The 24,270-nt window shown below is 36.1% G+C and carries 24 protein-coding genes and 1 other RNA gene; 4 read left to right on the top strand and 21 right to left on the bottom strand.

From position 1 onward, the window contains the following. Positions 1 to 74: 74 nt before the first annotated feature. Positions 75 to 356, bottom strand: a complete 282-nt coding sequence (locus EK417_RS12560; RefSeq protein WP_034697749.1) for a FoF1 ATP synthase subunit delta/epsilon — start codon at positions 354 to 356, stop codon at positions 75 to 77. An 81-nt stretch (positions 357 to 437) separates the two neighbouring features. Beyond that, positions 438 to 1,946 carry a F0F1 ATP synthase subunit beta gene (atpD, locus tag EK417_RS12555; RefSeq protein WP_034697748.1) on the bottom strand — a complete coding sequence of 503 codons (1,509 nt, stop codon included), beginning with the start codon at positions 1,944 to 1,946 and terminating at the stop codon, positions 438 to 440. A gap of 287 nt (positions 1,947 to 2,233) precedes the next feature. Between atpD and EK417_RS12550 the strand changes: the two genes are divergently transcribed. Further along, entirely contained in the window at positions 2,234 to 3,154 is a 921-nt protein-coding gene (locus EK417_RS12550) for a bifunctional riboflavin kinase/FAD synthetase (RefSeq protein ID WP_136522322.1), read from the top strand. Between the two features lie 35 nt (positions 3,155 to 3,189). On the opposite strand, the gene EK417_RS12545 is transcribed toward EK417_RS12550, so the two are convergent. Beyond that, on the bottom strand, positions 3,190 to 3,684 hold the full coding sequence (locus tag EK417_RS12545; RefSeq protein ID WP_136522321.1) for a hypothetical protein: 495 nt from the start codon (positions 3,682 to 3,684) through the stop codon (positions 3,190 to 3,192). Between the two features lie 82 nt (positions 3,685 to 3,766). Then, positions 3,767 to 4,120 carry an MmcQ/YjbR family DNA-binding protein gene (locus EK417_RS12540; protein ID WP_047433219.1) on the bottom strand — a complete coding sequence of 118 codons (354 nt, stop codon included), beginning with the start codon at positions 4,118 to 4,120 and terminating at the stop codon, positions 3,767 to 3,769. Positions 4,121 to 4,246: 126 nt separating this feature from the next. On the opposite strand from EK417_RS12540, the gene EK417_RS12535 reads away from it, so the two are divergent. Further along, entirely contained in the window at positions 4,247 to 4,903 is a 657-nt protein-coding gene (locus tag EK417_RS12535; protein ID WP_076594626.1) for an NAD(P)H-binding protein, read from the top strand. 4 nt (positions 4,904 to 4,907) lie between these two features. Here the strand turns inward: EK417_RS12535 and EK417_RS12530 are convergent, their stop codons facing one another. The 11 genes from EK417_RS12530 to EK417_RS12480 form a co-directional block, all read right to left on the bottom strand. Continuing rightward, positions 4,908 to 5,813, bottom strand: coding sequence for an ADP-ribosylglycohydrolase family protein (locus EK417_RS12530; protein ID WP_076594625.1), 906 nt, complete (start codon positions 5,811 to 5,813; stop codon positions 4,908 to 4,910). Positions 5,814 to 5,824: 11 nt separating this feature from the next. After that, the gene (locus EK417_RS12525; protein WP_136522320.1) at positions 5,825 to 6,400 is read right to left on the bottom strand and encodes a glutathione peroxidase; all 576 of its coding nucleotides are present in this window, start codon (positions 6,398 to 6,400) and stop codon (positions 5,825 to 5,827) included. Between the two features lie 34 nt (positions 6,401 to 6,434). Then, the gene (locus tag EK417_RS12520) at positions 6,435 to 7,097 is read right to left on the bottom strand and encodes a histidine kinase (RefSeq protein WP_076594623.1); all 663 of its coding nucleotides are present in this window, start codon (positions 7,095 to 7,097) and stop codon (positions 6,435 to 6,437) included. Positions 7,098 to 7,179: 82 nt separating this feature from the next. Further along, a complete protein-coding gene (kdsB, locus tag EK417_RS12515) occupies positions 7,180 to 7,902 on the bottom strand; it encodes a 3-deoxy-manno-octulosonate cytidylyltransferase (RefSeq protein ID WP_076594622.1) in 723 nt (240 codons plus the stop codon). Positions 7,903 to 8,041: 139 nt separating this feature from the next. Next, a complete protein-coding gene (locus EK417_RS12510; protein WP_076594621.1) occupies positions 8,042 to 9,028 on the bottom strand; it encodes a phosphatase PAP2 family protein in 987 nt (328 codons plus the stop codon). A gap of 126 nt (positions 9,029 to 9,154) precedes the next feature. Continuing rightward, complete coding sequence (locus EK417_RS12505) at positions 9,155 to 9,706, bottom strand: hypothetical protein (RefSeq protein WP_136522319.1); 552 nt, start codon at positions 9,704 to 9,706, stop codon at positions 9,155 to 9,157. 159 nt (positions 9,707 to 9,865) lie between these two features. After that, positions 9,866 to 11,119 (bottom strand): pyridoxal phosphate-dependent aminotransferase, encoded by a 1,254-nt coding sequence (locus EK417_RS12500; RefSeq protein WP_136522318.1) that lies wholly within the window; start codon positions 11,117 to 11,119, stop codon positions 9,866 to 9,868. Between the two features lie 80 nt (positions 11,120 to 11,199). Next, a complete protein-coding gene (locus EK417_RS12495) occupies positions 11,200 to 12,915 on the bottom strand; it encodes a phospho-sugar mutase (protein ID WP_076594617.1) in 1,716 nt (571 codons plus the stop codon). 201 nt (positions 12,916 to 13,116) lie between these two features. Continuing rightward, a complete protein-coding gene (locus EK417_RS12490) occupies positions 13,117 to 13,818 on the bottom strand; it encodes a GIN domain-containing protein (protein WP_076594616.1) in 702 nt (233 codons plus the stop codon). A 434-nt stretch (positions 13,819 to 14,252) separates the two neighbouring features. Continuing rightward, positions 14,253 to 15,203: a glycosyltransferase family 2 protein gene (locus tag EK417_RS12485; protein WP_076594614.1), complete on the bottom strand. Its 951-nt coding sequence runs from the start codon at positions 15,201 to 15,203 to the stop codon at positions 14,253 to 14,255. A gap of 16 nt (positions 15,204 to 15,219) precedes the next feature. Beyond that, positions 15,220 to 15,822, bottom strand: coding sequence for a DUF4199 domain-containing protein (locus EK417_RS12480; protein WP_034697710.1), 603 nt, complete (start codon positions 15,820 to 15,822; stop codon positions 15,220 to 15,222). A gap of 131 nt (positions 15,823 to 15,953) precedes the next feature. Here EK417_RS12480 and ffs point away from each other — a divergent pair. Beyond that, positions 15,954 to 16,051: signal recognition particle sRNA small type (gene ffs / locus EK417_RS12475), an RNA gene on the top strand. Between the two features lie 117 nt (positions 16,052 to 16,168). On the opposite strand, the gene EK417_RS12470 is transcribed toward ffs, so the two are convergent. From EK417_RS12470 to gyrA, 5 genes are all read right to left on the bottom strand, one after another. Continuing rightward, the gene (locus EK417_RS12470; RefSeq protein ID WP_110366252.1) at positions 16,169 to 16,855 is read right to left on the bottom strand and encodes a metal-dependent hydrolase; all 687 of its coding nucleotides are present in this window, start codon (positions 16,853 to 16,855) and stop codon (positions 16,169 to 16,171) included. A gap of 422 nt (positions 16,856 to 17,277) precedes the next feature. Beyond that, on the bottom strand, positions 17,278 to 18,207 hold the full coding sequence (gene menA, locus EK417_RS12465; RefSeq protein ID WP_110366380.1) for a 1,4-dihydroxy-2-naphthoate octaprenyltransferase: 930 nt from the start codon (positions 18,205 to 18,207) through the stop codon (positions 17,278 to 17,280). A 73-nt stretch (positions 18,208 to 18,280) separates the two neighbouring features. Continuing rightward, a complete protein-coding gene (locus tag EK417_RS12460) occupies positions 18,281 to 19,117 on the bottom strand; it encodes a 1,4-dihydroxy-2-naphthoyl-CoA synthase (protein ID WP_034697698.1) in 837 nt (278 codons plus the stop codon). A 321-nt stretch (positions 19,118 to 19,438) separates the two neighbouring features. Further along, on the bottom strand, positions 19,439 to 20,476 hold the full coding sequence (locus EK417_RS12455) for a tetratricopeptide repeat protein (protein ID WP_076594612.1): 1,038 nt from the start codon (positions 20,474 to 20,476) through the stop codon (positions 19,439 to 19,441). Between the two features lie 28 nt (positions 20,477 to 20,504). Beyond that, positions 20,505 to 23,102 (bottom strand): DNA gyrase subunit A, encoded by a 2,598-nt coding sequence (gene gyrA, locus EK417_RS12450; protein ID WP_076594611.1) that lies wholly within the window; start codon positions 23,100 to 23,102, stop codon positions 20,505 to 20,507. 149 nt (positions 23,103 to 23,251) lie between these two features. Between gyrA and EK417_RS12445 the strand changes: the two genes are divergently transcribed. Beyond that, positions 23,252 to 23,566 carry a DUF4286 family protein gene (locus EK417_RS12445; RefSeq protein WP_076594824.1) on the top strand — a complete coding sequence of 105 codons (315 nt, stop codon included), beginning with the start codon at positions 23,252 to 23,254 and terminating at the stop codon, positions 23,564 to 23,566. Positions 23,567 to 23,777: 211 nt separating this feature from the next. Here EK417_RS12445 and EK417_RS12440 read toward each other — a convergent pair whose 3' ends face one another. Continuing rightward, the gene (locus EK417_RS12440) at positions 23,778 to 24,269 is read right to left on the bottom strand and encodes a GNAT family N-acetyltransferase (protein WP_136522317.1); all 492 of its coding nucleotides are present in this window, start codon (positions 24,267 to 24,269) and stop codon (positions 23,778 to 23,780) included. Position 24,270 lies beyond the last annotated feature (1 nt).

The following is a 24,270-nucleotide window of genomic DNA, read 5'->3' as shown; positions in this document are numbered from 1 at the left end:
TCAGACTTTTACAAATAAAAAAAGTGTAACACAAAGTTACACTTTCTTGAAAATATATTTAGCTTTTCATTTAATTATTCACAAAGGATAATTCCTTTATTATGATTAAATTCTACAACACCGCTTTTGATAGCATAAGCAAAAACAGAGTCTTTTCCGGTTTCTTTAGTGAAGTTTTTAGCATAAGCCTCATCAATAGAATTAGCAAAAAGCTTTACATCACCTCCGATTAAAGAAGAAACAATTCCTGCGTGGTTTTTCATGATGTGGAATTCACCATTTTTTCCAGGCAGTAATACTGAGTCTACTTCTCCTTCAAAAACTACGTATTCTGGTGTTAAAATTTTTATATTCATAGAAACAAATTTGAAATTTGATGTTTGAAATTTGAAATTACTTACCGAATCTCAAATTTCAAATCTCAAATTGTTAATAATTTATGCGTTTTCAGCTAACATTTTTTGTCCAGCTTCGATAGCTTCTTCGATGGTTCCTTTCAGGTTGAAAGCTGCTTCTGGTAAGTGATCTAATTCACCGTCCATAATCATATTAAATCCTTTGATAGTATCTTTGATGTCTACCAATGATCCTGGAATACCTGTAAACTGCTCTGCTACGTGGAAAGGCTGAGATAAGAATCTCTGAACTTTTCTAGCACGGTATACAACAGCTTTATCTTCTTCAGAAAGTTCTTCCATACCAAGGATCGCAATGATATCCTGAAGTGCTTTATATCTTTGAAGGATTTCTTTTACTCTTTGAGCACAGTTGTAGTGATCATTACCTAGAATTTCAGGGTTTAGGATTCTGGAAGTAGAAGAAAGTGGATCTACCGCTGGATAGATACCTAATGACGCAATCTTTCTGTCAAGTACCGTAGTTGCATCCAAGTGAGCAAACGTAGTTGCAGGAGCCGGGTCAGTTAAGTCATCCGCAGGTACGTATACCGCCTGTACTGAAGTAATTGAACCGTTTTTAGTTGAAGTAATTCTTTCCTGCATCGCACCCATTTCAGAAGCAAGGGTTGGTTGGTAACCTACCGCTGATGGCATACGACCAAGAAGTGCAGATACCTCAGAACCAGCCTGTGTAAAACGGAAGATGTTGTCTACGAAGAAAAGTACGTCTCTACCTTGTCCGCTTTCTCCACCGTCTCTGTAGTACTCAGCCAATGTAAGACCAGAAAGTGCTACTCTGGCTCTTGCACCTGGCGGCTCGTTCATCTGTCCGAAAACGAATGCAGCTTTTGAATCTTTCATAGCTTCTAAGTCTACTTTAGAAAGATCCCAACCTCCGTTTTCCATAGAGTGCATGAAATCATCACCATACTTGATAATACCTGATTCCAACATCTCTCTCAAAAGGTCATTTCCTTCTCTCGTTCTTTCACCTACTCCGGCGAATACAGAAAGACCTCCGTGTCCTTTTGCAATATTGTTAATCAACTCCTGAATCAATACTGTTTTACCTACACCGGCACCACCGAACAATCCAATTTTACCTCCTTTTGCGTAAGGCTCAACCAGGTCGATTACTTTAATACCTGTAAATAAAACTTCTGCTGAAGTTGATAATTGATCAAATTTTGGAGCTGGTCTGTGAATTGGAAGACCACCATCCTTAGAAATATCTTGAAGTCCATCGATAGCATCACCAACAACGTTGAATAGTCTTCCGTTTACAGCCTCTCCGATAGGCATCATAATAGGATTTCCGTATCCAATTACGTCCTGCCCTCTTTTAAGACCGTCAGTAGCGTCCATTGCGATACATCTTACTGTATCTTCGCCAATATGTTGTTCTACCTCTAAAACTACTTTTTCACCGTTTTCTTTTGTAATTTCTAACGCGTCATAGATTGCTGGAACAGCTTCCACATCTGTGAAGACAACGTCGATTACCGGACCAATAATTTGAGAAATTTTACCTTTAATTTGGTTTGCCATTGCTAAATTTTTTCTTGGTGCAAATATAGTGATTCTTCATAAACCCGCAATTGGTAAAAAAAAGATTTTTATCATGCTTTTCAAGAGACGAATGAGTTTATTGTTTAATGGATAAAATTCAATATTTATCATTATATTTAACAGCAAATCTGCAATTCATTAATTTGTCACTATTATCATATAATATAATGTAAATTATTTTCAGAATTTTTCATTTTCAAATTTTCACTTTCCCGCCGTTACATTAAAAATAAAGGTTTTATATTTGCAATCAAAATTTTTCCGTTTTGAAAGTTTTCAAGAATTTTACAGATTATTCCTCACAGAAGCCTTTAGCATTGTCTTTAGGAATGTTTGACGGGGTACATCTCGGGCACAAGAGTATTATCGATGAACTTGCTAAAATAGGGACAGAAAACAATCTGGAAACTGCAATCCTTACTTTCTGGCCGCATCCAAGATTTGTTTTTAATCCTAACGAAGATTTAAAACTTCTGAATACATTAGAGGAAAAGAAACAGCTGGTTGAGAGATATGGCATTGATAATCTTTTCCTGAAAGAATTTGATGAAGAATTCAGAAATCTGACCGGAGAAGAATTTGTACGTCAGATTTTAGTTGATAAACTGAATGTAAAGTACCTTATTATTGGATACGACCATTCTTTCGGAAAAAATAAAAGCGGAAATTTTGAGCTTCTTCAGAAATTATCAAAAGAACTCGATTTTGAAGTAGAGCAAATGGAAGCGATCAATATTCATGAAAATAATATCAGTTCAACGAAAGTACGTAATGCACTTTTAGCAGGAAATATTAAAGAGGCCAACGAAATGTTGGGATACTCCTACTCTGTTTCCGGAACTGTAGTTCATGGGAAAAAGATTGGGAGAACCATTGGATATCCAACAGCCAATATTGATACTGAATCGATTAAGCTATTGCCTAAAAAAGGAGCTTATATTGTTGAAGTATTTGTAAAGGACAACCAATATAAAGGTATGCTGAGCATTGGAACCAATCCCACGGTAAATGGAGAAAAACTAACTGTGGAGGTTTATATCCTTGATTTTGATGATGATATTTATCATGAAAAGATTACGGTAAGTTTCAGGGATTTTCTTCATGATGAAATCAAATTTGAAGGTCTTGACAAGTTAATTGAAAGACTGGATGAGGATAAAAAAATAACAGAAAATTTCAATTTTTAAAATACAGGCTATTCATTTCTGAATAGCCTTTTTGATTATTTTAATATTTTTAGATAGACTTTTTGTGGTTCGCCGTTTAATTTCACATTGGGAAATTCTTTATCGTGGTCTATGTAGATATCTCTTTTTTCACCTGCTTTACCATTGCCGTCAGAGTCCCATTCTATTGAGACGTAATATTTCATATCTCCGGCTGCTTTGGGATTAATACGGCTGGCAGCATCTTTAGGTACGGGAAGATCAATAGTAAAAGGAACGGATGTTTGCTCATACTCTTTTTCTGTAATTAATGTAGCTGGAGCATCAGCTAAAAGGGGATCATGGGCATATAAACTTACCTTTAACTTTGGATTTTTGATATTAAAATTATCTGTCCCTGTAAATTCTAATGTAAGATTTTTGGAAGAAGAAACTTCAGATGTTGAAGCAGCCGGAACGGCTTTTTCAGCAGTACTTTTGTTTTGTGGTTTAGTGCAGCCTGACAGCACTATTGTGCCCGCTGCAAAGAATAATAAAAGGTGGTTTCTCATTTGTTATTTATTTTATTAATGTTAAGTATATTATTTCACCGGTAATAGATAACAAATTCCGTACCTCAATTTATTTTATTTGTTATAAAGAATTTACTTCATTCTGAGCTTTTTTAGTCAGGGATTTAAAAACCAGATCATAGGATTGATCAATGAGTTTAAAGATCAGATCTCTTTTCAATCCATCTACAGTTACAGAATTCCAGTGGGTTTTATTCATGTGATAGGCACCTGTAATCTGAGGATATTGCTCTCTAAGCTCTGCGCTCCATTCAGGATCTGTTTTTACATTAATAGCCAACGGTTGTCTCTCAAGTCCCATCAGTAAAAACATTTTGGTGTCTACTTTCATCACAAGAGTTTCATTATCAAACGGAAAACTTTCCGTAACTCCTTTTTTGGCAAGACAGTAATCTAAAATTTCGTTGGCATCCATATCAAATATAAATAATGAGTGATCAGTAATGGGTAATGATTAAATCATATCTGAGATAATTCTTTAATCTTTGATTCAAATTTAGTAAATTTAAGAAAGAAATAATCTCACAAAACCACAATTATTATGAAAGCTCTGGTAATAGGTGCTACAGGTGCCACAGGAAAAGATCTTGTCAATCAGTTATTGAATGATAAAGAATTTGATGAAGTGGATATCTTTGTCAGAAAGCCTGTTGATATTCAAAATGATAAGCTAAAAGTTCATGTGGTGAATTTTGAAAAACCGGAGGAGTGGAAAGAGATGGTGAAGGGAGATGTGGCATTTTCGTGCCTGGGAACCACTTTAAAGGATGCCGGAAGCAAAGAGGCCCAGAAGAAAGTAGATTTTGACTACCAATATCAATTTGCGAAAGCAGCGAAAGATAATGAAGTGGAAGATTATATTCTGGTATCGGCTTATGGTGCGAATCCACAGTCTAAGATTTTTTATTCCAAAATGAAAGGTGAACTGGAAGAAGCTGTAAAACAGTTACATTTTAATAAGATCACTATTTTTAAACCTGGAATGCTTGAACGAAAAGACTCTGAAAGAACCGGGGAAGTTTTGGGAAGCCGTATTATCAAATTTGCTAATAAACTGGGGTTATTAGAAAGTCAAAAACCACTGCCGACGGATATTCTGGCAAAGGCCATGATCAATTCTTCAAAAATAAAAAGCAATGGCTATTCCAGTATCAAACTGGGGAATATTTTCTGTTTTGCAGAGAAAAGTAATGGATAATTCTTTAACTTATTTTCTGTTTTGTTACATCAATAATTGGCTTGATCCATTTATAATCCGGTAGTTTTTTAAGTTTCAAAATTAATTCATGGGGAATATTTTCAGTTCCGATCAATGCTCCCGCAATTTGTCCGGCAATTGAAGCATTGGTATCTGTATCTCCTCCCGAACTGATAATTTGTTTCAACATTTCTTCCAGACCTAAATCAATAATTTTGGTTGAGCAGTAAATAGCAAAAGGAACTGAATTAACAACATAGCCATTATTGCCAAATTTTGATATTTCTGAAATTGAAGAATTATTTCCTGTTGAATTAATTTCAATTAATCTATCTCTTACATTGGTATCAGGAATTTCTGGAATAATAATATCAAAAAGATTATTTTTTCCATTCCAATCAGAATTGAGGATTGCTTTTATAGAAAGGAAAACAGCCAAAGCTCCAGAAAAGGCTTCATCATTTCTGTGTGTTACCTTACAAGCATCGTGAATATTTTGCCTTGTAATATCTGAGAAAAAAGCAAAAGGAGCAATTCTCATCGCTCCTCCGTTTCCTGCGGCAAACTCTCCAATTCTACCAGCCAGACTCCAATGAATACCGGCTTCTGTATCTAAAATTGCCTTAAGTGTAGAAGCGCCAATTCCTGTTAATTTACGGCTTCTGTAATATTCTACAAATTTATTGATAAGATTTTCAGGAGTAAAATTACCTTCAGACAAAACTTCACAAGTTGCCAAAGTCATTTGCGTATCATCCGTAATACTCCAAACTCTTTTCTTTATATTCTTTTTTCCTAAATAATAAATCTGTGAATCATCGGTTTCAACTTCATTTTCATAGCTGCTTCCCCACGCATCTCCAATTGCTCCGCTAACAATGCAAGCTTCAAACCGATCCGGAAAATCCATATAGTAATTTATTATTTCAGATACTTTGTAATAGCCTCGTCAGTAGGCTTTGTAGTGCTTACAAAAGAATCAATCAGTTTTCCGTTTTCGTCCACCAGGAATTTGGTGAAGTTCCAAAGGATGCTTGTATTTTTTACTCCGTTCAACTCCTTTTCAGTAAGATATTTAAAGATGGGTGCGGTATCATCTCCTTTTACAGAAACTTTAGCGGCCATTGGGAATGTTACTCCATAATTTTTCTGGCAGAAAGCCCCAATTTCGGTGTTGGTTCCAGGTTCCTGTCCACCGAAATTATTAGCAGGAAATCCTATCACTACCAATTTATCTTTATATTGTTCATATACCTTTTCAAGATCTGCATACTGTGGGGTAAATCCACATTCTGAAGCCGTATTGACAATCAGGATTTTCTTCCCTTTGAAATCTTCAAAATTGATTTCTTTGCCATCAAGACCTTCTACTTTGAAGTCATATATTGTTTTTCCCATAAGTTCTGTGGTTTTAGCTTTAGAAATTTCACTTTTTTGGTTGTTGCAGCTTTGCAGGAATGCCATGAAAGAAAGCAGCAGTAAAAAAATCTTTTTCATTTCTTATAATTTTGTGCAGAGAACTGCAGTTGAGTTAAAACTTAAAAATATTAGCGGGGAATACTTTATTGATGTCTACTCTGTTTAATAACATCACATAATCTCCGTCTTTTTTAGCACTTGAAGATTCAATTCTGAAAGGCATGATTATGTTTCCAACTTTTTTAAAATCAGAATAGATCAGCGTTTCATCTTTTTTCACTTCTTTGATCAGCATATAAGTTTTTGTATCAAAATAATACATATTCTTATTCACATTTTTGGTAAGCTCTACCTTATGGCAGTAGATCTCTCCTACTTTTTCTTTTCCGAGATATCTGGCATCAAACCCTTTGTTTTCCCAATCAATGAAGTCATTATCAAAGCTTTCCGGTACATATTCAGGATACTCCTGAAGCTTGTTGGCTGCATAATTCATGGCATACCCTTTCGTACCGTCAAAGCCTTCAATTGCGGTTTCTTTTCCGCCTGTAGTAATCAATGTCTTAGTAAGATTTGGACGCTGCTGGAAAATTCTGATCGGATATTCATCTTTGATTCCCAATATTACTTTTCCCTGAAGCAATACTGAGTTTAACAATTTCCAATTGGTTAATCCTCCGGATAATTCAATGTTCTTATCAATAATTTCCTTTGCGGTCTGTCCGAATATCACATGCGAAAATATCAGTCCAAATACTAATAGTAACTTCTTCATTAATTTTATTTATAAATTCAAATATAGGGGGATTTATGTAAAATTGCAAAAAGGCAAAATGATAAAGGTCAATTTGCTAATTTCAGATCAGTTTCCGTGCTTTTTCAAGATCTTCCGGAGTATCAATACCAACTCCTACGAAATTGGTTTCTATCATTTTGATTTTCATTCCATATTCAAGATAGCGGATGCATTCAATCTTTTCGGAAATTTCCAATGGTTTCATAGCCAGCTTTGAAAACTGTAATAAAGCTTCTTTTCTGAACGCATATACTCCAATATGCTTGAAATAGCTTACATCATAAGAAATTTCTCTGTGGAAAGGAATTACGGAGCGGCTAAAATATAAAGCGAAATCATTATTATCAGTAATCACTTTTACATTATTCGGGTTTTCAATTTCTTCTTTTTCATGCAGTTGTATTTTCAAAGAAGCTAAAGATATTTCCTGTTGGTTGTCATTTCTGAAAACTTCAATCAGCTGCTGTAAAGGTTCGAGCTTAAGGAAAGGTTCATCTCCCTGAACATTGATCACGATGTCACAGTCTATAGTCTGTACTGCTTCAGCAATACGGTCGCTTCCCGTCTCGTGCTGCCCTGTCATCACGGCTTTTCCGTTGTTTTTTACAATTTCATCAAAAATAATTTCTGAGTCTGTGGCGACAAACACTTCATCAAACAGTCCGGTTTCCACTACATTCTGATAGGTAGTGGTAATAACTGTTTTTTCTCCTAAAATCTGCATTAATTTCCCCGGAAAACGGCTTGCTTCGTAACGGGCAGGGATAACAGCGATTATTTTCATTCAATACGATATTAAGTAATTATTTTAAAATCAGCAGGTTTCATTCCGGTAATTATAAAAATCCGAAAATCCTTTTATCCTGAGATCAAATGTAGTGAAAAGTATCTTATTTACTCAAAAAAACAGAGATTTCAGCAGTTTAAAAAGAGAGTTTTACACCTACCATATTGTATTCCCATTGGCGGGATGCTATAAAGTTAAGATTATACTTTGTCTTTCCGATTGTTCCTTCTGATGATGTGTATCTGCTTTTTGAGATGGTTTTTCCTATAAAATATCCCATTAATAAAGCCAGAGGGTAGTCTGAAGCCCAGTGAACCTTACTCTGCATCATTTGAAAGCATAACGCTCCGGCTAAGGTATATCCTACCGGTTTTATCCATTTTGCATCCGGATAATTATCTGCAATTACTGTAATCCCAGCCATAAAGGTGGTTAAATGCCCTGATGGCATTGCATCATAATTCGAAGTATTTTTGCTGAATGCCGAAAAGCTTGGAAACGGATTCCACGCCCCTCCTTTATGGCCATATTCTTCAGCAATAAAAGGGCTTTCTCTTCCGGTAATTCTTTTAAGGGTTTGGGTAAAAACTCCTGAAAGAATTAAGCTTTCCATTAAACCACTGGCGGTAGCCTGGGCTCTGTAATCATCTTTTATCAGTCCATAGGTTCCGAAACCAATTCCTAACAATACTAATGTAGAACCATTTCCTATCAGGTACAGGGTAGATCCAATGTCTTTAGGAATTTTAAAAACACCTCCCAGTTTGTGATAATTGTTATCCTTATCCATTCCCCATCTTTCTGCCAGTTCTCTTGAATTGTCAATCAGTTTCTGGTCAAATGGTATGAGAATCAAAGTCGATGCAACAGCTCCTCCCAGATAGTAAGCGTGATCTTTTGCTACAAAATCTTTATTGGTATTGATAAAGTTTCTGGGTAATTTGGTTACAAAGTCCAGAAGTTTAGGTTTCGGATATGTTCGGACAGATCCGTCTTTTAAAGTATAAGTTTGTACTTTTGGAAGCTTAACTTCCTTAGCAGGTTCTTGTACCTTCAGAGTATCAACCTCTTGTGAGCATACCAGTATTGAAACTGGCAAGAATAGAAATCTCAGTTTTTTCATCGTATAATTTTCGACTTATTATATTCAGGTGTGTAAAAACCTCAAAGATAATTCCTAACTGGGTGTAGAAAAAGTAATTATTTAACTTTTAATATTTATTTAATTTTTTGAGAAGTAAATGTAACTTCAATTCAAATATTTGATCAGAAAAATAATTCCATACATCCAGGAGATATAGAGAAAAGAATAAAAAAATCCGAATCCGAAACTTTTTAGCAAATCCCCCTTACATTTTCCGGAGTTTTTGAAAACCAATCTCAAAGCTCTGAAAAAAATCCAATACAGAATAGCTCCTAATAATAATACAGCAGACCAAAAGAAAAGACCGAAAAAATAGGAAAGAAAAATAAGTAGAATTGAAATTACAATCCATAAAAGAATTGATAAAATAACACCTCCTATTCCATCACCAATTGCTGGTGGATCAAACTCAAAACCATCAAATTTTGGCATTTTATCTGCATATCTTTGTATTCTTTCCTGGTTTAAAATATTTCCTACATTATCTTTTAATTTTAACCCAGAATAGAGTCCTATACTGATAAACAGGAAAAATGCCCCAGCCAAAACAGAAGTTGACAAGATTGAATTCTGAAATAGTGAACGATGATCTGCTTTTCCTGAAAACCAAACGCTGAGAATCACTACTATGATGATTGCCAACGTTGAAAAAAACACATATTTTGTTTTAAGAAAAGATTTTCGCGGAAGTTTCATGGCTGTATAAGGTATGTAAAAACGCTTCGACTCCGCTCAGCGTGACACAGTCAATACTATTGGTTTATTTTAACGATGTCATGCCGGACAGAGCCGAAACATTTATATTCTAAGTAAAGATTACTTTAATTTGTTCAAAGCACTTTCCAGTTTTGGAAGCATTACTTTGATCTCATCTACAGCCAATCCTCCTACAGAAGCACGGAACCAAGGTTCAGATTTTTCTTCTCCGAAGGCTGAGAATGGTACTAAAGCCACTCCTGCTTCATTAATCAAGTAGAATACCAGATCTGAAGAGTTTTCAATGACTGCTCCATCTGGTTTTGTTTTTCCGATATAGTCTAATTTAATAGTAAGATAAAGCGCTCCCATTGGTTCAATACTGTCTACAGCAAGCCCTTTTCCTTTTAAATGCTGAACTCCGTTGTGAAGAACTTTTAAACTTTCTTCAAGTTTCGCTTTAAAATCATCAACAAAAGTATCTACGTTCTCTGAATTTTCATAGAATTTAGCGGTTGCTTCCTGCTCTGGTTTTGGTGCCCATGCTCCAACATGCGTAAGAAGCGCTTTCATTTTATCAAGAATATGAGAAGGTCCGAATCCCCATCCTACACGCACTCCGGTTGCTGCAAGGCATTTTGAAATACCATCAATATAGATCGTGTAGTCTTTCATTTCAGGGAAAAGAGAAACAGGATCTACGTGCTCAGCACCGAAAGTAAGGCAAGAATAAATCTGGTCATACATCAAGTATAACGGTTTTTCGTCTGCACCTCTTTTTTTGTTTTCAGCGATCACCAATTCACAGATTTCTGAAAGTTGTTCTCTTGTAAACATGGTTCCCGTAGGATTCAATGGTGAACAAAGTGCCAATAATACTGCTCCATCCAAATGCGGTCTTAAATCATCTGCCGTTGGAAGAAAGTTAGTTTCAGGTTTTGTTTTCACTTCTACAGCGTTGGCTGAAGTAAGATAAGCATAGTGATTGTTGTTCCATGATGGTGTAGGATAAACTACTTTATCTCCTGCGTCTACGATTGTTTTGTAAACGGCATAGATCAAAGGTCTTGATCCTGCGGTAATCAGAATATCATCTGGAGAGTAATCAAGATTCCATCTTTTTTTAAGGTCTTTGGAAACTTCTTTTCTTAAAGATAAAAGTCCGTTTGCAGGCGGATAGTTCGTCAGATTATTCTGATATGCTTTCTGAATTTCTTCCTTCAGCAATGCCGGAATAGGATAGATATTAGAATTCAGATCACCAATAGTAAGATTGGCAATTTCCGCTCCTTTTGCTTTTAGATCATTTACTTCGTTACCAATTTTTACAATTTCAGAACCGATCAGGTTCGCTGCTAATTTTGAAACTTTCACTTTTTCTTATTTTAAATTTATATTATCGTTCTCCATGAATCTTCTTATTTTTTTCATGATCCCCTGCTCTTTTCAGAGCATTAATCCAGCTTTAAATCTGTTTTAACGGCTCCTATTTTAGCTTCCAATGATTTTAATTTGTCTCTGAAATCAGCTTCTGAAGTAATGGAATCCTTCACTGAAACATAAAACTTAATTTTTGGTTCTGTTCCTGAAGGTCTTACGCATACTTTTGTTCCATCCTGTGTGTAATAGATCAAAACGTTAGACTTCGGAATATCATTCATTACTTTTTTCTCATTTGTAGAAATGGTAAGACTTGTCTGTTCTTTAAAGTCTTTCACTTCTTCTACTAATGAGCCAGCCAGTTCCTTTGGAGGATTTTCACGGAAATTTTTCATCATGTTCTGAATTTCTTCAGCTCCTTCTTTTCCTTTTCTTACAATATTGATTAATCCTTCGTAATACATTCCAAGATCCTCATAGATCTCAATCATGTACTGATACATCGTTTTTCCGTTGGCTTTGCACCATGCAGCAATTTCGCAGGCTAAAAGAATACTTCCGCAAGAGTCTTTATCACGAACAAAATCTCCGGTCATGAATCCGAAACTTTCCTCACCACCACATACAAATTTCTGTGTTCCTTCTGCTTCACGGATCATTTTTCCAATCCATTTGAATCCGGTAAGACCGACTTTACATTCTACTCCGAATTTCTGGGCTATGTCAAAGAAGATATCCGAAGTTACAATCGTAGAACCGATGAACTCTTTTCCGGTAATTCTTCCCTGTTTTCTCCATTCGTTCAGAATATAATAGGTCAGAATGGTATTGGTTTGATTTCCATTCAACAGCTGCATTTCGCCATCAAGATTTCTTACTGCAATTCCTAATCTGTCCCCATCCGGGTCTGTTCCGATCACGATATCTGCATTGGTGATTCTTGCCAGATCCATGGCCATTTCCAATGCTGCAGGCTCTTCCGGGTTTGGAGAATCTACGGTAGGGAAATTCCCGCTCGGGATCATCTGTTCTCTTACAAGATCTACCTTTTTGAATCCTGCTTTTTCAAGAGCTTTAGGAACAGTGGTATACGTTGTTCCGTGGATGGATGTGAAAACAATATTTAAGTTTTCTTTTCCAACATTCTGATAGGTAGAGTTTTCAATACATGCATCAATATACACGTCATCCTGCTCCTCTCCGATCCACTCGATAAGATCATCATTTCCGTTGAATTTAATTTCTTCAAATTTTACGGAATATACTTCATTGATAATGGCTTCATCATTAGGCGGAACAATCTGCGCCCCGTCATTCCAGTATACTTTGTAACCGTTGTATTCCGGCGGGTTGTGAGAAGCTGTTAACACGATTCCTCCGTTACATTTTTTATCACGAACAGTGAAAGACAATTCCGGAGTCGGTCTGTGATCTTTGAAAAGCAGTACTTTAATTCCGTTAGCTGTCAAAACATCTGCTACCAGTTTTCCGAATTCTTTTGAGTTATTACGAACATCATAAGCGATAGCCACTTTAATCTCTTCTCCTTTGAACTGCTGAAGCATATAATTAGCCAATCCTTGAGTAGCTTGTCCCAATGTATATTTATTCAAGCGGTTGGTTCCTACTCCCATTATCCCACGCATACCTCCTGTACCGAATTCCAGTTCTCTGTAGAAAGAATCTTCCAGATCAGGGGAATTGCTGTTGATCAAAGCCTGTACGGCATCTCTCGTTTCTTTATCGAAGGTATCACTTAACCAAAGTTTTGCTTTTTCTAGTGTATTCATATTTATGTCTAAGTTTTTTAAGCTGGAAGTTGGAAGCGGGAGGCTGGAAGTTATATCCTACCCGGCTTCAAAATTCCGGCTTTGTTTTATTTTTTCTATTTTTTATTTTTCAAATTTGGAAGAAAATTTTCAATCTTGAAAACAAGAAGTATGAAAAACCAACATTACTCCCAGCTTCCAGCTTCTTTCTTACAGCCCAAATTACTCTAATTTCTTATTCTCAACCTTCGTCGTCTTATCAATCTTAAAAGCCCTGATCGGGTCGTTGTAATAGATAAATTTTGCAGTATTCTGAATATGTCCTTTTAACGAATCTTTTACATTGACTTCTGCATAATTTCCGTTTTTAGAATCAATATTCAGGTTGGTAATTTTCCAGTAAGGAGCAATTAAACTTGCTGTATCTGAAATCTTTATAACAGCATCTTTAGACAATCCCAGAAAGTTGGCGCGACTTCTGTTGTGCATTTCCAATTCTGCTCTTCTGGTGTTTACAGATCCCATGAAGCTTGCATTGTTTTTCATAGTAAGCCTGAAATTGTCTGTTTTGATCTCACTTGAAATATTCACTTCAACAGAGTCGGAAACCGCTACTTTTTCCAGATTATATTTGGAATAAATTGTCACGTTATAAAAATCCACTCCTTTTGTAGCTCTTTTTTCTTTAATGAAAAGTGTTTTGTCTTTTACATCTACATCAAGATTCCCTGCCACATTCGGATAGGTTTCTATTTCTACAAAATTCTTTGGACCTTTGGCATAAAATACACGGAATTTTCCTTCCAGATCAAGGTTGACGAACTCCGAAACATCCACATCTTTCTTTTCAATATTTCCTTTTGGGGAAACTTTCCCGCAGGAAACCACTGCCACCAGCATCAATGTGTATAAAACTTTTTTCATATTTAATTTTAAATATTACATTACAATCGTAACGATCTTTACTGAAAATCTCTGAAAAGTTTTTTCATTGCTCTCACAGGACTTTCAATATTACTTTGAACAAAAATAGGATTAAAATTTCTAAAAATCTTTGTCTTTTGACAATAAAATACCTGATAATTTTCAATTTTCTGGCTTTTGAGAAAAAGTCTGTTTCTGATTCTCTTTTTCTTTTACTTTTTAATCTGATAAGTTCAAAAATACAAAAAGCACTCTGTTTTTTGCAGAGTGCTTTTTGTATTGGGATTGAAGTTATTATTATCCAGCTAACCACCCCGTCAAAAATTCTTTGAATTTTTGCTACCCCTCCAAAGGATGGGAATGGTCATACATCGAATGGTTATTTATACTAACAGATTGATTTTCATTTTGTTTTGAATGAATAACTTTCTGTTTTATATCACTTCATCAATATTATAATTCTTATGCTCACGGTTGGTTCTGATAATCATTTCTCCCAAGAATCCTGCGACAAACAGAAGGCTTCCCATAATCATCATGGTTAAGGCAATATAAAACCAGGGATTATTGGTGATTAAATGTCCGTAGATTCCTCTTGCTACATCAATCAGTTTAGAAATTCCTAACCAAAGTGCTGAAAGAAAACCCACAATAAACATTAAAGTGCCTACAGCTCCGAAGAAATGCATTGGTCTACCTCCAAAACGGCTTACAAACCAAAGCGTTATCAAATCCAGAAATCCTCTGATAAATCTTTCGGTTCCGAATTTTGAAGTTCCGTAAGGTCTTGCCTGGTGCTGAACTTCTTTTTCAGTAATTCTTCTGAAACCTGCATTGGCAGCCAGTACCGGAATATAACGATGCATATCTCCGTACACATCAACAGACTTTACCACCTGTTTTTTATAAGCTTTCAGACCACAGTTGAAATCGTGAAGATAAACTCCCGAAACTTTTCTTGCTGCCGCATTGAATAGTTTTGACGGAATATTTTTCGTCATTACATTATCAAAACGCTTCTTTTTCCAACCGGAAACGATATCATAATTATCATGAATTACCATATTATACAGCTCCGGAATTTCTTCAGGAAAATCCTGTAAATCGGCATCCATTGTAATCACTACATCACCGTTTGTTCTTTCAAAAGCAGCATGAAGAGCCTGTGATTTTCCATAATTTCTGGAAAATTTAATAGCGTGGATCTGAGGATACTGAACTTTCATATTCTCAATAATACTCCACGACAAATCCGTACTTCCATCGTCTACAAACCAAATCTCATAAGATAAGTTACTGGTTGTGCACACTTTATCAATTCTTGAAAAAAGCTCTTCCAGAGAGTCTTCTTCGTTCAGTAACGGAATAACTATAGATAAATTCATTTAATTTTAATAAAAATTAGGCTTGATTTGTTTCTTCGGGCTGATGTATCGTTCTTGTTCTGAAAAACGCTCCGAAAAACACCGACAAAACTACGTAAAATATAAGAATTGCTGCAAAATATCCTGAAAAATGACTTGCGGTAAGCATATCTTTTCCTTTAACCGCCTCAGGAGTGAAGCTTTGCAATCTCTCTTTGTATTTCTGATCAAGTTCATCAATATCCTTCTGATGCTTCAGAATTTTTCTTGCAGAAGTGTATTCTGTATCCAGTTCTGATTTTTGTCTCTGAACATATTGATAATTCAACAGGCTTTTAGCTGCAGGATCTACAAAAGTTAAAAAAGCATAAATACTGAAGATGGAAAGAATTCCTCCGATGAACATCGGAACGAAAGCTCTTTTAAAAGCTTCTTTGAATTTTACCACTCTATGGTTGTTCCAAAACGATTTTACAGACCAGAAAGCAACTCCGGCATATAAAAGCGGCAAAACGAAAGCATTGGCTTTCAAAGAGATATCAAAGTAATTGATTCCCGAGAAAAAAGTATATACTACAAAGAAAACGATCATTGTAGCGATAAAAAGTATAATTCCTAGTGTTGATGGACTTTTCGTCATATGTAAATTTTTAGAAAAAAGTTGAAAAATTTTCCCTCTAAATGTCAGGCGTTTAGCTTTACCACTGCATTTTTTCGACTAATTTTCTTTAATAAAGTTTTGAAGTTTATAAAATATTCCTACCTTTGCAACGGCAAGTCCTAAACAACCAGCTCCTGAGAATCCTCCAGGGTGGGAACGCAGCAAAGGTAATCGGTCGTAGCGGTGTGATTTAGGTAGCTTGCCATTTTTTTTTGGTTTAAAATAAGAAGAGAGGTAATTTGATAATTATCTTTTTTTGTTTTTAATACCTTACGCATCATTTTCATTTTTCTAATTTTCAGATTACCTCCGGTTCAGTTATTGATTAAAATTCGAAAGTCTCACCTAATTTTGGTAAAACCAATTCTACATTTTTATCTGCAAAATGCTTTAATGCACTTTCATGGTTAATTTCAATAGCAGGGAAAGTATCAAAATGACATCCGATTACTTTCGGTGTTTTTAATAGTTCTGCCGCTGCAAAAGAAGCTTTTCTGGGGCACATTGTATAATGGCTTCCGATGGGAAGAATAGACAGATTAATGTTTCCGTATAGTCTCGGGAACAGTTCCATATCTGCCATTACACCAGTATCACCTGCCAAATAGATATTTTTACCTTCAGGAAGTCTGAAGATATACCCTACAGGAACGCCTCCGTAGCTTCCATCCGGGAAAGAACTTGTATGATGGGCCGGAACCATGGAAATTTTAAGATCGTCGATTTTTGCCGATCCTCCTAAGTTCACATCATCTGTATTTTTTGCCTGCTGGAAGTAACCGCATACTTCAGGAACTCCAATGATGGTAGCTTCCGGATAATGCTGCAACACCTCTGCTACATCGGCAATATGATCACCATGAGCATGGGTCAGCAGGATGTAGTCGATTTTTTGAGCAGCAATATCAAAACCTGATTCTGCTTTCTTGTAGTTGTAAAAAGGGTCGCTCAGAATTGTTTTGTCCTTGTACGTGAACAGGAAACAATTTTGCCCTAAGAATTGTATTTTCATTTTAAATTTAGTTTTAAAATTTTTGAAAAAAAATGATTCATCAGTCTAATGTAAAGAATCATCTTTTTTAATTTAAGAACACCCCATTGGTGGCTTTAAAAAAAATTCATATATCAATAGACATGTTGGTATTATTATTAAAATCTGGAGAACTAATAGCGGTTTTATCACTTGCAATTTCCCGATTAACACATAGAATGCTAAGACGGCATTAGAAATAATAATCAAAGTGATGAAAGCAGGAATAAAGTCAATTTCAAAAACGGACATTCCGCCCATTAACTCTTCAATCAAATAATAAATAAATAGTAAAGCCAAAACGATCGACAGACACGAAGTTATCATTAAAGCAGTCTTCATGATTTTTATTTTTGTGAGAATTTATCCTCAATTAAGTTGAGATTAATCCCATGTTCTTTGGATTAGTTAAATAAATTAAGTCCGGCTGCCGTTAGAATCGCCATTACAAATGTCATGATTCCTACCTGCTTTAAATATTGATCCAGTTCTTTCGGTTCTTTTACAGATAGAATCTTTCTTCTTAGTTTTGATAGTGGAAATAACAGAATCATGACGATGAAAACGTAATAGTTTTGCTGCTGCATAAATCCATTCATTCCTAAAAATACAAGAATAAGCAATAATGGAAGCTGTAACAGCACCATTTCGTAGATCATTGCATTTTTGAATCCGATTCTCAATGCGAAGCTGTTTTTTCCTGATAATCTGTCGCTTTCAATATCTCTCATATTGTTCAGGTTAAGAACAGCCATACTCATCATTCCCACAGCTGTGCCTGGTAACAAGATATCCCAGCTGAAAGTTTTCGTAAATAAGAAATAGCTTCCGCATACAGAGACCAATCCAAAAAAGATAAACACAAAGACATCTCCCAGTCCCAGGTAACCATAAGGTTTTTTACCTACTGTATATCCAATGGCTGCCAGAATACTTGCTACTCCCAATCCTATGAAGATATAAAATTCATTCATATAGTTTGGAATGAAAGCTACATACAATAAAGCAATGGTAGCAATGAGAGATAAAGCAGCGAAAATAATCACAGCATTTTTCATCTGTTTTGCGGTAATTTTCCCTGATGCTACAGCTCTTGCTTCTGCTTCATTGATTCTTTTGGCATCTGTTCCTTTTACTCCATCACCGTAATCATTGGCATAGTTTGATAAAATCTGGTATAAAAGCGTCACCAAAAGGGCAAGCGCAAAAATCTTCCAATCCCAGGTTCCGCCTTCTCCGTAAAGTCTCCATTTTGCAATGAAAGACCCCATAATAATCCCGCTTAAGGAAAGCGGTAAAGTTCTTAGCCTTGCGGCCTTTATCCAATCCGTCATATTTTTATCATTGATAAGCGATAATTGATAAATGATAATATCAATCATCATTCATCAATTATCAATTATATTTTTAAGATATCCATTGATCTTCTCCGAAGTTGGGCTTTCTTTTTTCAAGAAAAGCATTTCTTCCTTCCTGAGCTTCTTCTGTCATATAAGCAAGACGGGTTGCTTCTCCTGCGAAAACCTGCTGCCCCACCATACCATCGTCTGTAAGGTTCATAGCAAATTTCAGCATTCTGATAGAAGTTGGGGATTTGGCTAATATTTCCTGCGCCCATTCGTAAGCAGTATCTTCTAATTCTGCATGAGGAACTACTTTATTGACCATTCCCATTTCGAAAGCTTCCTGAGCGGAATAATTTCTTCCTAAAAAGAAAATCTCACGGGCTTTTTTCTGTCCTACCATCTTGGCAAGATAAGCAGAACCGTAACCGCCGTCAAAACTAGTAACATCGGCATCTGTCTGTTTGAAGATGGCATGTTCTTCACTTGCTAAAGTAAGGTCGCATACTACGTGAAGTGAGTGTCCTCCACCAACTGCCCATCCCGGAACCACTGCGATCACCACTTTCGGCATGAAACGGATCAGGCGCTGAACTTCAAGGATATTCAAACGGTGTCTTCCGTCTTCTCCTACGTATCCCTGGTGTCCTCTGGCTTTCTGATCTCCTCCACTACAGAATGCCCATCCTCCGTCTTTAGGACTCGGCCCTTCTCCTGAAAGCAATACAACCCCTATTGAAGGATCTTCATAGGCGTCATAAAAAGCATCATATAACTCTGAAGTTGTTTTAGGTCTGAAAGCATTACGCACTTCAGGTCTGTTGAAAGCAATTCTTGCTACTCCGTTAGATTTTTTATAGGTAATATCTTCGTATTCCTTGGCGGTTTTCCACTCGATCATCTTATAAAAATTTTTCTCAAAGATACGGAATTACAGAGAAATTCTCAGGTTGAAATTAAAGGTTCATCTCTATAAAAACAGAAATTTTAAATGCCTGAATCCGGCATGAAGAATTTTCGACAGAAACTGCATAGCAGGGCGAAAAGTAACAGGTTTTTAAAACCTGTTACTTTTATAGAATCTAATTCAAAATCATAACAGATCTAAAAGCTCCTGCATGAAATATACAATCCGGATAAGATCTTCAGTCAACACTTTTTTAAAAACAAAAAAACCGGAACATTCCTGTTCCGGTTTTCATATTTGTTGTTGTCAAAATGATTATTTTGCTCCAGCAGCTGTAAGTTCAGCTTCTTTAGCTTTCATTTCTTTAACTTTGTCCATGTTTTTAGTTACAATGTAAATTTCTTTTAACGCAGTAACCGCATCAAGACTCTTTGGATTTGCTTTATACCATCCTTCAGCATATGGTAATGCTTTTCCGAATCTTTCTCTTCTTCCATCAATCAGCTTAGAAGCTTCATCTGGCTTGTCTTTTCTTAATGCGTTGATCTCTCCTACTACTTTAGCATCATCACCAATAGTAGTATATACTAAATTCTGATATGCATCAGAGAAATCGGGCTTCAGCTCGATAGCTTTTTTGAATGCTTCCAAAGCATCATTAACAGTAGCCGGGTTTTTAGCCTGCATTACCCCAAGGTTATACCAGTTGGTAGCATCGTTAGGGTTTTTAGCCAACTGCTCTTTTAATCCGGAAACGAACTTATCTGTATTTCCAGACTGAAGATATGCTGTAGTCTGAGCTTCTTTAAGCTTAGCATTGTTTGGAAACTTAACCAAACCTTTTTCGATAATAGTAAGAGCTTCGGTTGGTTTTTTTGCATTCAAAAGTAATGAAGACAAAGTTTCATACAAATCAGATTCTATACTTTTAGTCTGTTCTGTTTTAAAATCACTATAATCCGGGTTCTTTTTCATTAGTTCCCAGGTAGCTTTATCAAGATTTACCACCTGGCCACTTTTCTTTTCTTTTGCAGTATAAGTAGTTTCTACTCCTGTAAAACCGGAATTGATAAGGTCTGTATATATTTTGATAGACTGATCAGTGTTATTAGCTAACGCATGACTAAGCCCTGCATAATACATGTATATTTTATTGTCCTGACCGCTAGATTTTAATAAGTCATAAACTTCAATAAACTTAGGTGCTGCTGCTGCATAATTTTTTGCATTATATGCGTCCATAGCCACTTTATTAGCTTCCTGAAGCTGAGCATTCAGAGCATTGGCATCTTTTTTCTGCCCAAAAGCAAAAGCAGATGCCACGATAGCCATTCCTAAAATTAGTTTCTTCATAATAACTATTTATATTTAATTGTACAATTTATTCTTCAGAATCAGAATTCTCATTTTCCTCTGCGGAATTTTCATTTTCAGCCTGAGGTGCCTCATCGTTTTCCTGGTTATCAAATAGCGATCCTACAACTCCTTCTTCTGTTTCTTCAAGTTCTTCAGAATCTTCTTCTACATCTTTATCCATTTCTACTTTTGCAATGGCTGCAATTTCGTCATTTTTCTTCAGGTTGATCAGTTTTACTCCCTGAGTATTTCTACCCATTACTCTCATTTCATCCATTCCCATTCTGATGGCAACACCGGATTTGTTGATGATCATCAATCCGTCTTCGTCTGTTACGTTCTGAATAGCAATAAGATTTCCTGTTTTTTCGGTAATATTAAGAGTAATAACTCCTTTTCCTCCTCTGTTGGTAATTCTGTAGTCTTCTACTGCAGTTCTTTTTCCATATCCTTTTTCAGATACTACAAGAACTGTTTCGTTTTCCACATCGTTCACAACAATCATACCAATAGCTTCATCATTGTCTTCCATGGCAATACCTCTTACCCCGATCGATCCTCTACCAACTTCTCTTACTTTCTCTTCAGGGAAACGGATACATTTACCATTTTTAGTAGCAATCATGATCTGAGATGTTCCATTGGTAAGGTAAGCTCCTAATAACTGGTCATTATCTCTGATCTCGATAGCATTTACTCCATTTACTCTTGGTCTTGAATAGGCTTCCAATGATGTTTTTTTGATGGTCCCGTTTTTGGTCACCATCACAACACTCATTTGATTTACATATTCGGAATCCTTAAGGTTGTTGGTTCTGATATATGCCTTGATCTTATCATCCGGTTCAATATTGATAAGGTTTTGTACTGCTCTTCCTTTTGCTGTTTTGGAGCCTTCCGGAATTTCAAATACTCTCAGCCAGTAACATCTTCCTTTTTCGGTAAAGAACAGCATATACTGGTGGTTTGTTGCTGAAACAATATATTCAAGGAAGTCGGAATCCCTTGTTGTTGCGGCTTTGTTACCTACCCCACCTCTACTTTGAATTTTATATTCTGAAAGCGAAGTTCTCTTGATGTATCCTGCGTGAGAGATGGTAAGAACTACAGATTCATTCGGGATGATATCTTCAATAGACATTTCTCCTCCTGAATAATCAATTTCAGTTCTTCTTTCGTCTCCGTATTTTTCTTTGATTTCTATCAGTTCATCTTTGATGATCTGGAATCTTCTTGGCTCATTTGCTAAGATATCTTCCAAATTTGCAATTTCTTTCATGATTGCATCATATTCATCACGGATTTTATCAAGCTCCATTCCTGTAAGACGAGCTAACCTAAGATCCAGAATTGCCTGAGCCTGAATGTCTGAAAGTTCAAAAGCCTCAATCAAGCCTTCTTTCGCTGCCTGAGGGTTGGCACTGTGACGGATAATAGAGATTGCTCTATCCAGGGAATCCTGAGTTCCGATCACTTTCATGAATCCTTCAAGAATGTGTGCTCTTTCCTTGGCTTTTTTAAGCTCAAACTGAGTTCTTCTTACAATTACCTCATGTCTGTGCTCTACAAAGTGATGAATGATATCTTTAAGGTTCAGCTGTTCCGGTCTTCCGTGTACCAATGCAATATTGTTTACACTGAAAGAGGTCTGAAGTGCTGTATATTTATATAATAGGTTAAGAACAACATTCGGAATAGCATCGTTTTTCAATTCGTAAACAATACGAAGTCCTTTTCTATCCGATTCGTCTCTGATTTCATGAATTCCAGGGATTTTTTCGTCCTTAACAAGCTCTGCTGTTCTGGCGATCATTTCAGCTTTGTTTACCTGATAAGGGATTTCAGTAACGATGATAGCGTTTCTGTTCCCAATTTCATCAAAATTCACCTTAGCTCTTAAAACCACTCTGCCTCTGCCTGTATGGAAAGCATCTCTTACTCCGTCATATCCATAGATGATACCCCCTGTAGGGAAATCCGGTGCAATAATATGCTGCATCAGCTCATCAATCGTAATTTCTTTATTATCAATGTAAGCACAGATTGCATCTACGGATTCTGACAGGTTATGAGGCGCCATATTCGTGGCCATACCTACTGCAATACCTGAAGTACCATTGACCAAAAGATTGGGAACTTTAGTCGGCATTACTGTCGGCTCCTGTAAACTGTCATCAAAGTTATTCTGAAAATCAACTGTTTCTTTATCCAGGTCTGAAAGAACCTCATCAGAGATTTTTTTCAATCTTGCCTCGGTGTAACGCATTGCTGCCGGCGGGTCACCATCCATAGAACCAAAGTTACCCTGTCCGTCTACCTGAGGATAACGTAAGCTCCAGTCCTGTGCCATTCTTACCATAGCATCATATACAGAGGAATCTCCGTGCGGGTGATATTTACCTAATACATCTCCAACAATTCTCGCAGATTTCAAATATTTTCTGTTAGAAAATACCCCTAGTCCATACATACCATAAAGTACCCTTCTATGAACGGGTTTCAAGCCGTCTCTTACATCCGGCAACGCTCTTGAAACGATAACGGACATCGAATAATCGATATAAGACGACTTCATTTCATCAACAATGTTGATAGGAATCAGTCTTTCTCCTTCTTTTTGCATAAACAAATTTTATTGTAATGATATTCAAACTCTTAGCTGTAGGTTTGAAAATTATTTATTTCCAATTTTTATTAACGGGCTAATTTACGAAAAAAATGCCGATTTTTGTGGTAGAATTTATCCAAAAAATCTTAAAAATTCATAAAAAAATGAGCGTATTAAGTTTAACTTTCCACTGCACAAAAGATAATCTGGAAGAATGGGAAAATTATATTGATGAAACACTGGTTCTGATGACTGAAAACCTGATGGATGTCAACAAATATATTCTTTCCGAAGTTCACAGTGACTTTATCGAGGAAGGCAAAAATTATAATCTCCTGTTAATTTTTGATAATGAAGAATTGCGTGAAGACTTTATTAAAAGTGAACTTTTAAATATTTCTGAAAGAATTGAGAAAAAGTTTGGACAGGAAGTTATGGTCTTTAATACTTTCCTTAATCCCAAAAAATCGCGATTATAACTAATCATAAAAAAGCACTGAAAAAATTTCAGTGCTTTTCTTTTTATCTGTGATGTCCATGATCACGGCCTTTACCTTTGTAATGATGCCCGCAATCGTCATAAATATACACTTTCTTTACCTGGCCGGATGCATTGTATCCTTATTGTAACAACGGATTAGTGTGCTTATCAAACAAATTCATCATTCATCATTCATCATTCATAATTTTTTAAATGACTTCGCTTCTTTTTTCCATCAGGATAAGATCTTTCCACTCCCCGTTGAGCTTTCCGATTTTTTTTCGGACACCTACCATTCTGAAACCGTTTTTCTGATGAGATTTAATGGCCATTTCATTTTCGGAGAAGATGTTGGTCTGTAATGTCCAGAATCCGTGATTCTCGCTATCCAAAATTATCTTTTTAAGCAATACGGAACCCAATCCCTTTCCCTGGTATTCATTATCAAAATAAATGCTTACTTCTGCGACTCCTTTAAAAGATTCCCGTTTGCTGACTGGTTTCAGGGCACACCATCCTATTACTTCATTATTGTCATTTTCCAGCACCCAACGGCAGTCGTTAAAATATTCCATGCTCCAGGCTTCAGCTGTAGGGACTTCTGTTTCCAAAGTTGCAATACCGCCGTCTACTCCCTGCTTAAAAATCTCAAGGACTCTGGGCTCATCACTGGGAAGCATTTCTCTTAGTTCGTAATTCATC

Origin of the sequence: Chryseobacterium candidae (assembly GCF_004916905.1) — a bacterium.
Classification (GTDB): domain Bacteria; phylum Bacteroidota; class Bacteroidia; order Flavobacteriales; family Weeksellaceae; genus Chryseobacterium; species Chryseobacterium candidae.
Note: the sequence above shows the minus strand (reverse complement) of the source record. Positions and strands in the feature narration are given on the sequence as shown.